Here is a 14,341-nt window from a genome sequence, read left to right on the forward strand (position 1 = left end):
GCCAGTCCCCGCGCCGTTTTACTTTTTGGCAGGCGCAGCCGCACCGCCCGCACCCGGCGAGCGGAAATACTTGAAGAAGTCCGAACCGGAATCGAGCACCATGACGTCGCCATGGTTTTTGAAGGTGGCGCGGTAGGCCTCGAGCGAGCGATAGAATTTATAAAACTCGGGATTTTTACCGAACGACTGGGCATAAATCTCGGACGCCTTGGCATCGCCCTCGCCCTTGAGTTTCTCGGCATCGCGGTACGCTTCGGCCAGAATCACGGTGCGCTGACGGTCGGCGTCGGCGCGGATTTTTTCCGATTCGGCCGAACCGGTCGAACGCAGTTCGTTGGCCACGCGGGTACGCTCGGCCTTCATGCGGTCGTACACCGAGGCGTTGATCTGGTCGACGTAATCGACGCGCTTCAAGCGCACATCGACGATTTCGATACCGATCTGCTTCGCTTCGAGCACCACCTTGTTGCGGATGCCCTCCATCACCTTGCCGCGCTCGCCAGAAATGACTTCGCGCACGGTGCGCTTGGTGATTTCGTCATTGAGCGCCGCCTTGACGATTTGCGACATGCGGTCGCGCGCGCGCGGCTCGTCGCCATTGAAACTGACGTAGTACAGGCGCGGGTCGAGAATGCGCCATTTGACGAAGGCATCGACCAGGATGTTTTTCTTTTCCGCCGTGATAAAACGGTCGGCATCGGGCGTGTCCAGCGTCTGGATGCGCTTGTCGAACATCACCACGTTTTGCAGCGGTGCGGGCAGTTTGAAGTGCAGGCCAGGCTCGGTGATGGTATCGCGCACTTCACCGAGGGCAAAGACGATGGCGAACTTGGTCTGATCGACCACGAACACGCACGACCACAACAACATCAGGGCAACAAAGGCGGCAATAAAAAGGCTGACGACGCGGTTCATTAGCGGCTCTCCCGTTCGCGGCCGGTAGCGCGGCTGTCACGCTGGCGTGTCGATTCTGTCGTCATGATCTCTTGTGGGGGCGGAGTGGCGGCCGGCGCGACCTGCACCGGTCCCGATTTGGCGCCGATAGCGGCGTCGTTGGCGGCGGTCTGGGCGATGAGCTTGTCAAGCGGCAGGTACAGCATATTGCTGCCCGACTTGGCGTCGACCATCACCTTGCTGGCGCTGCTGAAGATTTGCTGCATGGTTTCCAGGTACATGCGGTCACGGGTGACAGCGGGCGCCTTCTGGTATTCGGCCACCACCTGGTTAAACCGCGAGGCATTGCCGGTGGCTGACTCGACCACCTGCGAACGGTAAGCTTCGGCATCCTGGGTCAGGCGGATGGCGGCGCCGCGTGAGCGCGGAATGATGTCGTTGGCATAGGCTTCGCCTTCGCTCTTGGCACGGGCGCGGTCCTGCCCGGCCTTGACGGCATCGTCAAAGGCGCTCTGGACCTGCTCGGGTGGCTGCACGCTTTGCATGGTGACGTTGGTGATTTGCACGCCAAGGGCGTAGCGGTCAGCGATCTGCTGCATCAGGCGGTTGGTGTCGAGGGCGACCTGTTCGCGGCCCTCGTACAGCACGAAATCCATCTTGCTCTTGCCAACCACTTCGCGGATGGCCGTTTCGGCGATCTGGCGCACGGTGTCGTCGTCATGTTCGCGGTTGTTGTAAATCCAGGCGACCGGATCTTTCAAGGTGTATTGGACGGCGAACTGGATGTCGATGATGTTTTCATCGTCTGTCAGCATCAGCGCTTCCTTGGCATTTTTTGAACGCACCGAGCCCCGATAACCGATTTCGGCGGTCCGCACGCGCGAAACGTCCACGGTGGTATGGGCCTGGAATGGCGCCGGCCAGCGCCAGTTGAAACCGGCGCCCGTCTTGTGACTGAGTTTACCGAAGGTGGTGACGATACCCACCTGCCCTTCCTGCACGATGAAGGCGCCACTGGCGAGCCAGATGAAGAGCACGATCACGGCGATGACGCCGGCGGTCACACTGGCGCCCTTCATGTCGGGACGGAAACCGTTGTTGTCACTGCCACCGCCGTTGTTATTGCCGTTTTTATTGAACAGGCGATTGATGCGGGCATTGAAGTCGCGCCACATCTGGTCGAGGTCAGGGGGGCCTTCGCCGCCCGGCCTTCTGCCTTCTTGTTTTTTATTGTCGCCTTCGGGCTTGTGGCCCCAACGCGGGTCGTTGAGCGACAACTTGGCGCCGCAGCGCCTGAGAAAAGAAACGAGCATGCTATCGTGATCCGGCGTTGGTGGATGGGGAGACTGCTACATCATGGTCGTCTGGGCGGCTCTGGTCATCGCGGTCATCCTGGTCGACGTCGAGATCATCCTCTTCGCCATCCCATTCATCGGCAGCCTGGTCAGTGCCGTCGTGCCGCGCGACTGCGGGGCGGTAGATGGGTGCTGCCTTGGCCGCTTCGACGATGGCTTCGCGTAACAGATCGAGGCCGTCGCCCTTGATGGCGCTGACAAAAACGCGACTGATTTTATCATATTCATCACGTTCAATTGCCGGCTCGAAACCTGCCGCGTCGATCTTGTTCCACACCAAAATCTGGGGAATGTGATCGGCGCCGATCTCGCGCAACACCTCGTTGACCTGTTCAATCTGTTCCATCCGCACGGGGCTGGCGGCGTCGACGACGTGCAGCAACAGGTCGGCGTGAATGGTTTCTTCGAGGGTGGCGCGAAACGCCGCCACCAGCTGGTGCGGCAGTTCGCGCACGAAGCCGACGGTGTCGGAAATGACCACGCTGCCCACTTCTTCGCCCAGGTACAAGCGGCGCGAGGTAGTGTCGAGGGTGGCGAACAACTGGTTGGCGACGTACACGCCAGCCTTGGTCAGCGCGTTGAACAGGGTCGACTTGCCGGCATTGGTGTAGCCGACCAGGGAGACGGAAAAAGTCTGGTTGCGACCGCGCGAACGGCGCTGGGTTTCGTGTTGCTTGCGCAGCTTGACCAGGCGCGCGCGCAGCGCCTTGACCCGTTCGCCAATCAGGCGGCGGTCGGTCTCGAGCTGGGTTTCGCCGGGGCCGCGCAGGCCGATACCGCCTTTTTGCCGTTCCAGGTGAGTCCAGCCGCGAATCAGGCGGGTGGCCAGATGCTGCAACTGGGCGAGCTCGACCTGCAGCTTGCCCTCGTGACTCTGGGCGCGCTGGGCAAAGATGTCGAGAATCAGACTGGTGCGGTCGAGCACGCGTACGTTGAGGCGCTTTTCCAGATTGCGCTGCTGGGCTGGCGAGAGCGCGTGATTGAAAATCACAATCTCGATGTGCTCGGCCAGGCAAGCCTGGGCGATTTCATCGGCCTTGCCGGAACCGACAAAATAGGCGGCGTCCGGGCTGGCGCGCTTGGCGGTGATGGTGGTGATCGGCTCGGCACCGGCCGAGCGGGCGAGCAAGGACAGCTCTTCCACGCTGGCATCGAAATCGCCAGCGCCGAAGTCGATGCCGACTAAAGCGGCGCGCATGCGCTTGCTTTCAGGGCGTGGGCGTGCACCGCTGCCGCCGCCTTATTCAGCGTCGGACTCAAGGCTGAGGTTGACGGCGCGGGCCGGTACCACGGTGGAGATTGCGTGCTTGTAGACCATCTGGGTGACGGTGTTGCGCAGCAGGACGACGTACTGGTCGAACGATTCGATATGACCCTGCAGCTTGATGCCGTTGACCAGGTAGATCGAGACCGGCACATGTTCCTTGCGCAAGGCATTTAGAAATGGGTCTTGTAACAGTTGCCCTTTGTTGCTCATAAAAGCTCCGTGTGTTGTTGTAATAAAGAGTTGGAGGCGACTCGGGCGATTTCAAGTACCGGGATGATCTTTCCTAAGAAGCCGCAGTGCGATAATCTACTGTAACCTGTTTTAACCGTGTTTGTGTCTCACACGCCCGAATTTTTGCGGGCGCCCTACTTCCGGGCAAATGGATTCTTACCCATCCGCAATTCGATGCGCAAGGGCGTGCCGACCAGGTTAAATGTGTCACGGAAGTGCTTTTCCAGATAGCGTTTATACGGTTCGCCAATCGCATCGAGGGCATTGCCGTGGATGACGATAATCGGCGGATTCTGGCCACCCTGGTGGGCATAACGCATCTTTGGCCGGATCGAACCCTTGCGGCGCGGTTCCTGCTTTTCCACCGCTTCGATCAGCGCACGCGTCAGGCGCGGGGTCGACAGGTCGGCGGTGGCGGCAGCGTAAGCGGCGTCGACCGACTTCATCATCGGACCGATATTGGTCGCCTTCAGCGCCGAAATAAAATGGGTCTTGGCGAACGACAGGAAATCGAGCTTGCGGTCGAGGTCGATCTTGATTTCATCGCGCACGTCCGAGGTCAAACCATCCCACTTGTTCACCGCCACCACCAGCGCGCGGCCCGATTCGAGAATGAAGCCGGCAATGTGGGCGTCCTGCTCGGAGATGTCTTGCTGGGCATCGAGCAGCAGGATCACCACGTGGGCTTCGGAAATCGATTGCAGCGTTTTGACAACCGAGAATTTCTCGATCGCTTCGAACACTTTGCCACGGCGGCGGATGCCGGCGGTATCGATGAGGGTGTAATTTCTGCCTTCGCGTTCGAACGGCACTTCGATCGAGTCGCGCGTGGTCCCCGGCATGTCGAAGGCGATCACGCGCTCTTCGCCGATCAGGGTATTGACCAGGGTCGACTTGCCGACGTTGGGGCGGCCGACGATGGCGATCTTGATGCCGCGTGCCGCCGGTTCGAGTTCTTCAGCGTCGGGCGCGCGCGAGGCGAACGCTTCGTTGAGCGCTTCTTCGACCAGGTCGGAGACGCCGTCGCCGTGCGCGGCCGAGATGACGTAGGCGTCGCCCATGCCCAGCTCGTAGAATTCGGCGACCACCGAGGTGTACTTCATGCCCTCGCCCTTGTTCACCACCAGCATCACTTTACGGCCTGATTTGCGCAGGAAGTCGGTGATGGTTTTGTCGTGCGGCGTCAAGCCCTGGCGACCATCGACGATGAAGATGACGACGTCCGCTTCGGCCACCGCCTGCTTGGTCTGCAAGGCCATCTGGTGCATGATGCCTTCCTTGGCGACGGGCTCGAAACCGCCCGTGTCGATGACCAGGAATGGCCGCTCGCCGACCCGCCCTTCGCCATAGTGGCGATCGCGGGTGAGGCCAGGCAGATCCGCCACCAGCGCGTCACGCGAGCGGGTCAGGCGGTTGAAAAGGGTCGATTTCCCGACGTTGGGGCGACCAACAAGTGCTATTACCGGCTTCATTATTATTCGACCGCAATTGCGGTCACAGTTCCATTTTGTGTTTGAAAAATCAGGTTCGAGCCGACCACCACAGGGGTGGCGACCACGGCGCTGCCGTCAGTGGCGGCGCGCGCCAGAAAAGTGCCGTCTTCACGCGACATGAAGTGGATGTAACCCTGGTAGTCGCCGACGGCAACCGTGCGGCCATACGACACCGGGGTCGATACATTGCGATAGCCGAGCTTGTCGTTTTTCCAGCTGCTCACGCCAGTGTCGCGCGCAAAGGCCAGCACGTCACCCTTGTCGTTGGCGGCGAACACACTGGTCTGGTCGACGGCGACGCCGCCATTGGACGACAGTTCCTTGGTCCAGCGGGCGCTGCCGGTGCTCAATTCGAAGCAGCCGACGCGGCCCTGGTAAGAGACGGCGCACACTTCGTTGTCAATCACCACCGGCATGCCGCCGATATCGGTGACGCGCTCGAGTTCAGTAGCGCCGCGCGCTTCGCCGACCGCCACTTCCCAGCGCGGCGAGCCGCTCGCCAGCAGGATGGCGACCAGCTTGCCGCCCGGCTGGGCGACGATCACATCCTTGCCGGCCACCACCATGCCAGGCGCGTTGCGGATGGTCAGCGGCGGCGACGGCCGCTGCACGGTCCATTTTTTCTCGCCCGTTTTGGCGTCCAGGCCCACGATGCGGTTGTCAAAACTGCGCACCACCACGATGCCATCGCCCACCACCGGTGCCGTCAATACTTCGCTCGATGCCTGCGCCGTCCACAGCGCCTTGCCGTTCATGTCGTAGGCGTAGACGGCGCCCTTGAGGCCGCCGACCACCAGCACATTGCCATCGGTACCGACGCCGGCCGACAGCGCGGTGGGCGCCTTGATGCGCCACAGCGCCTTGCCGCTGGCGCCATCGATACGGGCAATGGCGCCACTGCCGCCAGCGACGATGACGCTGTCGCCCGCAACCGCCGGGCTAAAAATATAGCCATTGGCCTTGCCAACGTCAAGTTTCCAGGCGGTGCGCACGGCCATGCTGCCTTTCAACGCCAGCAGCGGCGCCGGCACGGCAGTTTTCGGTTTACTGGCGAAAGGATTGAGCGAATTTAAGGTGCTGCAGCCGGCCATCATGGCCAGCACACTCACGCCAATCAACTTCTGGGTCATACGCATCATTGTCAGTTACCTTGTTCTGGTTTTCTTGCGGGGTGGTGCAATCGGTCGGAGGGCGGCGCTGGCGGCAGCTTAAGCGGCGGCGGCAGGCGCCGCGCCGTCAGCCGGCCGCGGTGGCGCGGTGCCGCCGATCGATTCGAGCTTGACTTCCACCAGCTTGCGGCCTGGATCGGCCTTGTTCATGCCTGCCAGGGCAGCAATATACGCCTTGCGAGCGTCTTCCAGCTTGTTTTGCGCGACCAGGATGTCGCCACGGCGGTCCGCCACCGCGCTGGCAAACTGCGGCAGGAAACTGCCTGCGAGCAGTTTTAAGCCTTCATCGTAGGCTTTTTCATCGAGCAGCACGGCAGACAGGCGCAGCCGGGCGATCGCCTGGATGTCTTCGTTGCCGTGCTCTGCAGCCCACTGCAACTGGGCCTTGGCGGTTTTCAGGTCGCTGCTGTCGAACGCCGATTTGGCGGCCACCAGTGCGGCCATCGGGGCGTAGGCAGTCGAGGCGTATTTGGCTTCGATGTCGGCGGCAGCCTTGATGACCTTGGCAGCGTCCTTGGCCTGCGCCGATTTTTGCAGCTGGTCGAAGAGCACCGAGGCTTCTTCAGCCTGCTTGCGCTCGGTGTAGCGCCAGTAATTGTAACCGGCGTAAGCGCCGAGCACGATGATCAGCACCCAGGTGAGCAGGTTGCCGTACTGGTTCCAGAATGCTTTCAGCGAGTCCAGTTGCTCTTGTTCTTCGTGATCGTAGGCCATGGTCGTGTAATAGAGTAAATTGTTTTAAAAAATAGGAGTTGAATCAGTGGTGATAATGGACGTGCTCGTGATCGTGGCCGTGCGCGCCAATGACGGCGTCGACCAGGTAATCGACCACCGCATCGAAGCCCACGCTGCTCTGCTGCGACTGGTCGGCGGCGCCGCGCATGGCCTTGACGGTGGCCGTGTGATTGGCCACTTCATCCTCGCCCAAAATGACGGCGAACGAAGCGCCACTGCCATCGGCTTTTTTCATCTGCGCTTTAAAACTGCCGGCACCGCTGGCGGTGGCGCAGTGCAGGATCACGTCGAGACCGGCATCGCGGATGCGCTCGGCCAGCACGAATGCCTGCATGCGCGCGCCATCGCCCTGGTGCACCAGGTAGACATCGCACAGCGACGGCTCGTTCGGCTCGCCCACTTCTTTCATCAGTTCGATCAAGCGTTCCATGCCCATGGCAAAGCCAACGGCGGGCGTGGCCTTGCCGCCGAACATTTCGATGAGGGGATCGTAGCGACCACCAGCGCACACGGTGCCCTGGGCGCCGAGCGCATCGGTGACCCATTCGAACACGGTGCGGTTGTAGTAATCGATGCCGCGCACCAGGCGCGGGTTGACGACATAGGGAATATTGTTGTGATCGAGGATGCTCTTCAAACCCTCGAAGTGGGCCAGCGATTCGCCCGCGATGTAGTCGAGCAGTTTCGGCGCCTTGTTGACCAGGTCTTGCATGGCCGGATTCTTGGTGTCGAGAATGCGCAGCGGATTGCTGTGCAGGCGACGCGTCGCTTCGGCATCGAGCAGCTCGCTGTGCGCTTCAAAATAGGCGATCAGGTCGGCACGGTGGCGCAGGCGCTCGGCGGCGTCACCGATCGAGTTCAATTCGAGGCGGATGTTTTCCAGACCCAGGTCGTCCCACAGGCGACGGCACAGCATGATCAATTCGGCGTCGATGTCGGGCCCCGTAAAACCCACCGCTTCGGCACCGAACTGGAAGAACTGGCGGTAGCGGCCACGCTGGGGCCGCTCGTGGCGGAACATCGGGCCCTTGTACCACAGGCGCTTGGGACCGTCGTACACCAGGTTGTGTTCGAGCACGGCGCGCACGGTGCCGGCGGTGCCTTCCGGACGCAGCGTCAACAGGTCGCCATTCATCGAATCGGTGAACGAATACATTTCTTTTTCGACGATGTCGGTAACGGCGCCGATGGCGCGGGCGAACAGACCCGTCTCTTCCAGGATCGGGGTGACGATCTTTTGATAGCCATAGCTTTTGAGCACCGATTCGGTGGTGTTTTCCAGCAGCTCCCACAGCGGCGCATCGGCCGGCAGGATGTCATTCATCCCTTTGACCGCAAGAATCTTTTCAGGTTTTTTATTATCAGACATATTATTTACCGTAATTCGTTTTTACATAGTCCAGCACGATCTGCTGGAATCCCTGCACGATATTCTCACCGCGCAAGGTCACTTTTTTCTGGCCATCGACGAACACCGGTGCGGCCGGTGATTCGCCGGTGCCGGGCAGGCTGATGCCGATATTGGCGTGCTTCGATTCGCCGGGACCGTTGACGATGCAACCCATCACGGCGACATTCATCGCTTCCACCCCCGGGTACGATTTTTTCCACTCCGGCATCTGCTCGCGCAAGAAGGTCTGGATGTTGTCGGCCAGCTCCTGGAAGGTGGTCGACGTCGTCCGTCCGCAACCGGGACAGGCAATCACCATCGGTGCGAACTTGCGCAGGCCCATGGTCTGCAAAATCTCCTGGCCGACGATGACTTCCTTGGTGCGGTCACCACCCGGCTCGGGGGTGAGCGAAATGCGGATGGTGTCGCCGATGCCTTCCTGCAGCAGCACCGACAGCGCGGCGGTCGATGCCACGATGCCCTTGCTGCCCATGCCCGCTTCGGTCAAGCCCAGGTGCAGCGGATAATCGCAGCGGCGCGCCAGTTCGCGGTAGACGGCGATCAGGTCTTGCACGCCCGATACTTTACAGGACAGGATGATCTTGTCACGCGCCAGGCCAATTTCCTCGGCGCGCACGGCATTGTCGATTGCCGAGGTAATGAGCGCTTCGTACATCACCGCCTGCGCCGTCCACGGCTGCGCGCGCCCGGCGTTTTCGTCCATGATGCGGGCCAGCAGCGCCTGGTCGAGCGAGCCCCAGTTAACCCCGATGCGCACCGGCTTGTCGTACAGGGCGGCCACTTCGATCATCTGGGCGAACTGGCTGTCGCGCTTGGCGCCCTGCCCCACATTGCCGGGATTGATGCGGTACTTCGACAGCGCGCGCGCGCAGTCGGGGTAATCGCGCAGCAGGGTGTGGCCGTTGTAGTGAAAGTCGCCCACCAGCGGCACGTCGATTTCCATGCGGTCGAGCTGCTCGCGGATGGCGGGCACGGCAGCAGCAGCCTCGGGACGGTCGACCGTCAGGCGCACCAGCTCGGAACCGGCACGGGCCAGTTCCTTGATCTGGATGGCCGTGCCGATGGCGTCGGCGGTGTCGGTATTGGTCATCGACTGCACCACCACGGGGGCGTCGCCGCCTACCCAGACCTGGCGCGCGCCGTGCGAGACCAGCACCTTGCGGCTGGCACGGCGGAGCATTGGACCGGAGGGAATCGCCAAGTTGGAAGAGGACATAGTAAATCGCTTGCTGACGCGGTTAGTGAACTAAAAAGTGGTATCGAAGACCTGGCGGCGGCGCCATCCGGCGCGGCCGCTGGCGTTTATTTCAGGCTGACGCGGGCGACCGCGCCGCCGCTGGCGACGGGCAGATCGAGGGCGGCGCCGCGCAGGGTGGCGCTGACCGCGCCCGGTTTGCCCACCACCAGGGTGACGGGCTCGGTGAGGTCGAAACGCTCGGTATTGCCGGCCTTGACCAGACGGGCGATCAGCGGCGCGCCCTTGGCCCGCCGGATTTCGATCCAGGAATCTTCACGCACGGCGATCACCAGCGCGTTGGCGCCGGCCGCTGCGGCGGTGTCTGCGCTGGCAGCAGCCGCCGGCACACCGACACCTGCCACCGCGGCCGACGGCGAACCGGGCGTCACCGAGCTTGGTGGCGGTACTGAAATGAGGGGCACGGTGGAATTTTGCAGGCTCTGCACGGGCAGCACATTGGCCACCGGAACGGTCGTCAGCGGCGCCGCTACCGTGCTGGCGCTGGCACTGGCCGAGGGCGCACTCGGCGCCGTTACCGCGCTGCCGGTGCTGGCGGTGTCGGCGCGATTGCTCAGCTTGGCCAGCAAACCGAAATGCCAGGCCGCAGCGACTGCGCCAGCGAGCACCAGTACCGCCACGATGGGCACGATGGGCACGGCGGCGCGCTTGCCATGGCTGGGGAAGCGCACTTCTGAAAACGATGCCGGCTTGCCGTGGCGCAGCGCGGCGTGGTTGCTGTGACCGCTATCGCTGATGCCGGGCACGTCAAGCGAAATCTTGGCGACCAGGGGAATCGGGTCGAGGCGAACGATTTTGGCGTAGGCGCGCACGAAGCCGCGCACCACCGCCGGGCCCGGCAAAGCGGCACTGTCGCCCGCTTCGATGGCAACCACCTGGCGCACCGCCAGCTTGAGCTGGTCGGCCACCTGCTCTACCGTCCAGCCCATCGATTCGCGCTGGGCGGCGAGGATCTTACCTGGCGCGGCATTGCTGTCGGCGCTGGCGCCGGCGGCTGCTTGTTCTACTCGATCTGCCCGTTCTGCACTCATGCTATTTCCTGTCTCATTCATCAAATGCGCCGCGCTGAAATGCTGCAAACTCGGCCGAACCGGGATGGTGGCGGCGCAGCAGGGTCGCCATGCTCGACTCCGATTCCTTGTCGCCCAGGCGGCGGTCGATGCGCACGGCCAGCCACAGAACGTCTGGACCGAGGTCGTCGAGCTTGGCAGTCGATTTCACGCGGTTGATAAAAATGCCGGCACGCTTGTAATCGCGCCGCTCGTAATACACCCGCGCCAGATTGGCGTTGGTGACAGGATGATCGGGCTCGAGACGCAATGCGTCAAGCAGATAGCGCTCGGCAACGTCGTACTGCTTCAGACGGATGCTGCAGCTGCCAGCATTTTGCATGGCCTTGAACGGCGACTGGTAGGTGGGATTGCGAATGGCCGCATCGTAATAGCGCAGCGACTCGGCGCCGCGGCCGTTCTGGCAGAGGAAGCTGCCATAGTTATTGCTCAGTTCCGGGTTGTTGGGCGACAGTCGCAGCGCCCGCTGGTAACTGTCGTCGGCCAGCTTGAGCTCGCCCAGCTGGGCATAGATGAGGGCACGTACACCATAGGCATCGGCAAAATCGGGATTGACGGCAATGGCTTTTTTGACTTCATCGAGTGCCACTTCCAGTTTGCCTTCCTGGAAATAGCCGATCGCCAGTTGCAGGCGAATGGAGGCGCGCTTTTCCGTGCTGGTCTGGTCGGACGCGGTTTTCAGGTCGCCCGAGCCATTGCCGCCGCCACTGCCAGCGCAGCCGGCGACCAGCATGAGCATCGCCAGCAGCGTCAGCAGCCGCAGTGGGAGCAGGCCCTGCACGCCCGCACTCACGAGGCAATCTCCACGATGCGCCCGAAGTTGGCGCCATACTTGCTCTTGTATTCGTCCATTTTCTCCATCCTTTCCTGAACCCGGGTGCGATCCTGTACTTCGCCGGCCAGCTGACCGCAGGCGGCATCGATGTCGTCGCCGCGCGTTTTGCGGATGGTGGTCACCAGCCCGCCATCGAGCAGCACCTGGGCAAACGCCTTGATGCGCGGATTTTTCGAGCGCAGCAAGCCCGATTCCGGGAAGGGGTTGAAAGGAATCAGGTTGAATTTGCAGGACACGCCCAGTACCGGGTCGTTGACCAGCGCCAGCAGCTCGCGCGCGTGGGCGTCGCTGTCATTGACGCCATCGAGCATGCAGTATTCAAACGTGATGAAGTCGCGCGGCGCGAATGCCAGGTAGCGCTTGCAGGCGGCCATCAGTTCGCGCAGGGGGTATTTTTTGTTCAGCGGCACCAGGCCGTCGCGCAAGCCATCGTTGGAGGCGTGCAGCGACACTGCCAGCGCCACCGGCACTTCTTGCGACAGGCGGTCGATCATCGGCACCACCCCTGAGGTCGAGAGGGTCACGCGGCGGCGCGACAGGCCGTAAGCGTTATCGTCGAGCATCAGCTTGAGGGCGGTGGCGGTCGGCTCGTAATTGAGCAGCGGCTCGCCCATGCCCATCATGACAACGTTGGTGATTTGCCGCTCGCCTTTCGGCCCTGGCTCGATGCCCTTGGTGCGGCGCAGCTCGAACTCGGCCATCCACAACTGGCCAATGATTTCAGCGACCGACAGATTGCGGTTAAAACCCTGCTTGCCGGTCGAGCAGAAGCGGCAATTGACGGCGCAGCCGGCCTGGGTGGAAATGCACAGGGTGCCGCGGTTTTCTTCCGGGATGAACACGGTTTCCACCGCGTTGCCATTGCCGACATCGACCAGCCACTTGCGTGTGCCATCGAGCGAGGTGTTGTCGCTGATGATGGCCGGGGCGCGGATTTCGGCGCGCGTGCGCAGCTTGTCGCGCAGCGACTTGGCGAGGTCGGTCATGCTGTCGAAATCGCTGGCGCCGAACTGGTGAATCCAGCGCTGCAGTTGTTTGGCGCGAAACGGCTTCTCACCCAAGTCGGCGCAGTAAGCGACGAGTTGCGCGGGATCGAAGTCCAGCAAGTTGGTGAGAGTCGTCATATTTTGTAGTCCAAAGGGCCGTTCCCGCGCGCAGGCGCAGCAGGGAACGGCGACGGTGACGGGCCAGGAGCGGCGCCGTTACCTTGTTACTGGGTCATGCTTGACAGCATGTTGACCAATGATCCGGCCAATTACTTCGCTTCTGGAAAGAAGTAAGCGATTTCCACTTTTGCAGCGTCGACAGCGTCCGAACCGTGGACGGCGTTGGCGTCGATCGAATCGGCGAAGTCGGCGCGGATGGTGCCTGGCTCAGCTTTTTTCGGATCGGTTGCGCCCATCAGATCGCGGTGCAACAGGACGGCGTTTTCGCCTTCCAGTGCCTGGATCATGACCGGGCCGGACACCATGAAGTCGACCAGGTCCTTGAAGAAGCCGCGCTCTTTGTGGGCAGCGTAGAAGCCTTCAGCCTGTTCGCGCGACAACTGGGTCATGCGGGCAGCGACGATCTTCAGGCCGGCGTTTTCAAAACGGCTGTAGATTTGGCCGATGACGTTTTTCGCCACTGCGTCTGGTTTGATGATCGACAGGGTGCGTTCGATTGCCATGTGTAAAAACTCCAATAAAAAGAAAGGTTTAAATCGAGAAATAAGGTACTCAATCAACCTTTGATTTTACCATAGATGCCCCACATGACCTATATTGCAGCGCCCCGCCCTCCGGTGTACAGTTACTGCCGAGCAAAAGGCAGCCCCCACCTACTGTCAATACGGGCTGGCAGCGCACCGGGGCCGCAACGTGCTATGCTTGAAACGTTTGATCATTTACCAATCGGAGGCACCATGATTCCCACTATGCAAAGCTTTGACGTCGCATCCAGCGGCCAGGCAGTGCGTCACCGCGTCCTGCGCAACACTTACTGGCTGCTGGCCCTGTCGATGATTCCGACGGTGCTGGGCGCCGTTGTCGGCGTCCAGCTGCACCTGGCCATGCCGGGCGGCATGATGGGCATGCTGGCCTTCCTGGCGATTGCCTTCGGCTTCATCTGGGCCATCGAAAAAACCAAGGAAAGCGCGGTTGGCGTGCTGGTGCTGCTGGGCTTTACCTTTTTCATGGGCCTGATGCTCACGCCTATCCTCACCCGCACGCTCGGCTTTAGTAACGGCGGCACCCTGATCATGACGGCCTTTGGCGGTACCGCCTGCATCTTCGCCGTCATGGCCAGCTGGGCCACCGTGTCCAAGCGCGATTTTTCGATGATGGGCAAATGGCTGTTTGCCGGCCTCATCATCCTGATCCTCGCTTCGGTCGCCAATGTCTTCCTCGGCCTGTCGGCGCTGTCGATGACGATCTCGGTGCTGGCCATCGGTATTTTCTCGGCTTACATCCTGTACGACGTCCAGCGCATCGTCAATGGCGGTGAAACCAATTACATCAGCGCCACGCTGGCCATCTACCTGGACGTGTATAACATCTTCGTCAACCTGCTGGCCCTGCTGGGCATCGGTGCAGGCAGCCGCGACTGACCGTTCTTGCAGCAATAGAAAAGCCGACCGCGAGGTCGG

Annotated in this window: 14 protein-coding genes; 1 reads left to right on the plus strand and 13 read right to left on the minus strand. The window is 61.6% G+C overall.

The window, feature by feature from the left end:
• Positions 1-18: 18 nt before the first annotated feature.
• The 13 genes from hflC to ndk form a co-directional block, all read right to left on the minus strand.
• Positions 19-915, minus strand: coding sequence for a protease modulator HflC (hflC, locus tag ACP7BZ_RS01355; RefSeq protein WP_426109845.1), 897 nt, complete (start codon positions 913-915; stop codon positions 19-21).
• Complete coding sequence (hflK, locus tag ACP7BZ_RS01360) at positions 915-2,207, minus strand: FtsH protease activity modulator HflK (protein ID WP_426109846.1); 1,293 nt, start codon at positions 2,205-2,207, stop codon at positions 915-917. Before hflK ends, hflC begins: the two co-directional genes overlap by 1 nt.
• A 1-nt stretch (position 2,208) precedes the next feature.
• The gene (gene hflX / locus ACP7BZ_RS01365; RefSeq protein WP_426109847.1) at positions 2,209-3,447 is read right to left on the minus strand and encodes a GTPase HflX; all 1,239 of its coding nucleotides are present in this window, start codon (positions 3,445-3,447) and stop codon (positions 2,209-2,211) included.
• A 42-nt stretch (positions 3,448-3,489) separates the two neighbouring features.
• Complete coding sequence (gene hfq, locus ACP7BZ_RS01370; protein ID WP_426109848.1) at positions 3,490-3,726, minus strand: RNA chaperone Hfq; 237 nt, start codon at positions 3,724-3,726, stop codon at positions 3,490-3,492.
• Positions 3,727-3,881: 155 nt separating this feature from the next.
• Entirely contained in the window at positions 3,882-5,219 is a 1,338-nt protein-coding gene (der, locus tag ACP7BZ_RS01375; RefSeq protein ID WP_426109849.1) for a ribosome biogenesis GTPase Der, read from the minus strand.
• A 2-nt stretch (positions 5,220-5,221) separates the two neighbouring features.
• Positions 5,222-6,376 carry an outer membrane protein assembly factor BamB gene (bamB, locus tag ACP7BZ_RS01380; RefSeq protein WP_426110498.1) on the minus strand — a complete coding sequence of 385 codons (1,155 nt, stop codon included), beginning with the start codon at positions 6,374-6,376 and terminating at the stop codon, positions 5,222-5,224.
• A gap of 72 nt (positions 6,377-6,448) precedes the next feature.
• Positions 6,449-7,123 carry a YfgM family protein gene (locus ACP7BZ_RS01385; RefSeq protein ID WP_426109850.1) on the minus strand — a complete coding sequence of 225 codons (675 nt, stop codon included), beginning with the start codon at positions 7,121-7,123 and terminating at the stop codon, positions 6,449-6,451.
• 43 nt (positions 7,124-7,166) lie between these two features.
• Positions 7,167-8,513: a histidine--tRNA ligase gene (gene hisS, locus ACP7BZ_RS01390; RefSeq protein ID WP_426109851.1), complete on the minus strand. Its 1,347-nt coding sequence runs from the start codon at positions 8,511-8,513 to the stop codon at positions 7,167-7,169.
• A gap of 1 nt (position 8,514) precedes the next feature.
• Positions 8,515-9,771, minus strand: a complete 1,257-nt coding sequence (gene ispG / locus ACP7BZ_RS01395; RefSeq protein WP_426109852.1) for a flavodoxin-dependent (E)-4-hydroxy-3-methylbut-2-enyl-diphosphate synthase — start codon at positions 9,769-9,771, stop codon at positions 8,515-8,517.
• 86 nt (positions 9,772-9,857) lie between these two features.
• Positions 9,858-10,841, minus strand: a complete 984-nt coding sequence (locus ACP7BZ_RS01400; protein WP_426109853.1) for a helix-turn-helix domain-containing protein — start codon at positions 10,839-10,841, stop codon at positions 9,858-9,860.
• Positions 10,842-10,854: 13 nt separating this feature from the next.
• The gene (pilW, locus tag ACP7BZ_RS01405) at positions 10,855-11,661 is read right to left on the minus strand and encodes a type IV pilus biogenesis/stability protein PilW (protein ID WP_426109854.1); all 807 of its coding nucleotides are present in this window, start codon (positions 11,659-11,661) and stop codon (positions 10,855-10,857) included.
• Between the two features lie 8 nt (positions 11,662-11,669).
• Positions 11,670-12,839: a 23S rRNA (adenine(2503)-C(2))-methyltransferase RlmN gene (rlmN, locus tag ACP7BZ_RS01410; protein WP_426109855.1), complete on the minus strand. Its 1,170-nt coding sequence runs from the start codon at positions 12,837-12,839 to the stop codon at positions 11,670-11,672.
• 131 nt (positions 12,840-12,970) lie between these two features.
• Positions 12,971-13,384 carry a nucleoside-diphosphate kinase gene (gene ndk, locus ACP7BZ_RS01415; protein ID WP_426109856.1) on the minus strand — a complete coding sequence of 138 codons (414 nt, stop codon included), beginning with the start codon at positions 13,382-13,384 and terminating at the stop codon, positions 12,971-12,973.
• 234 nt (positions 13,385-13,618) lie between these two features.
• Here ndk and ACP7BZ_RS01420 point away from each other — a divergent pair, with 234 nt between their 5' ends.
• Positions 13,619-14,302: a Bax inhibitor-1/YccA family protein gene (locus ACP7BZ_RS01420; RefSeq protein ID WP_426109857.1), complete on the plus strand. Its 684-nt coding sequence runs from the start codon at positions 13,619-13,621 to the stop codon at positions 14,300-14,302.
• Positions 14,303-14,341 lie beyond the last annotated feature (39 nt).

It is taken from the genome of Massilia sp. PWRC2, assembly GCF_049896725.1.
Classification (GTDB): Bacteria; Pseudomonadota; Gammaproteobacteria; order Burkholderiales; family Burkholderiaceae_D; genus JAFCUW01.

Coding starts and splice junctions, on each gene's coding strand:
- hflC (WP_426109845.1), bottom strand. CDS start 915: ATGAACCGCGTCGTCAGCCTTTTTATTGCCGCCTTTGTTGCCCTGATG.
- hflK (WP_426109846.1), bottom strand. CDS start 2,207: ATGCTCGTTTCTTTTCTCAGGCGCTGCGGCGCCAAGTTGTCGCTCAAC.
- hflX (WP_426109847.1), bottom strand. CDS start 3,447: ATGCGCGCCGCTTTAGTCGGCATCGACTTCGGCGCTGGCGATTTCGAT.
- hfq (WP_426109848.1), bottom strand. CDS start 3,726: ATGAGCAACAAAGGGCAACTGTTACAAGACCCATTTCTAAATGCCTTG.
- der (WP_426109849.1), bottom strand. CDS start 5,219: ATGAAGCCGGTAATAGCACTTGTTGGTCGCCCCAACGTCGGGAAATCG.
- bamB (WP_426110498.1), bottom strand. CDS start 6,376: ATGCGTATGACCCAGAAGTTGATTGGCGTGAGTGTGCTGGCCATGATG.
- ACP7BZ_RS01385 (WP_426109850.1), bottom strand. CDS start 7,123: ATGGCCTACGATCACGAAGAACAAGAGCAACTGGACTCGCTGAAAGCA.
- hisS (WP_426109851.1), bottom strand. CDS start 8,513: ATGTCTGATAATAAAAAACCTGAAAAGATTCTTGCGGTCAAAGGGATG.
- ispG (WP_426109852.1), bottom strand. CDS start 9,771: ATGTCCTCTTCCAACTTGGCGATTCCCTCCGGTCCAATGCTCCGCCGT.
- ACP7BZ_RS01400 (WP_426109853.1), bottom strand. CDS start 10,841: ATGAGTGCAGAACGGGCAGATCGAGTAGAACAAGCAGCCGCCGGCGCC.
- rlmN (WP_426109855.1), bottom strand. CDS start 12,839: ATGACGACTCTCACCAACTTGCTGGACTTCGATCCCGCGCAACTCGTC.
- ndk (WP_426109856.1), bottom strand. CDS start 13,384: ATGGCAATCGAACGCACCCTGTCGATCATCAAACCAGACGCAGTGGCG.
- ACP7BZ_RS01420 (WP_426109857.1), top strand. CDS start 13,619: ATGATTCCCACTATGCAAAGCTTTGACGTCGCATCCAGCGGCCAGGCA.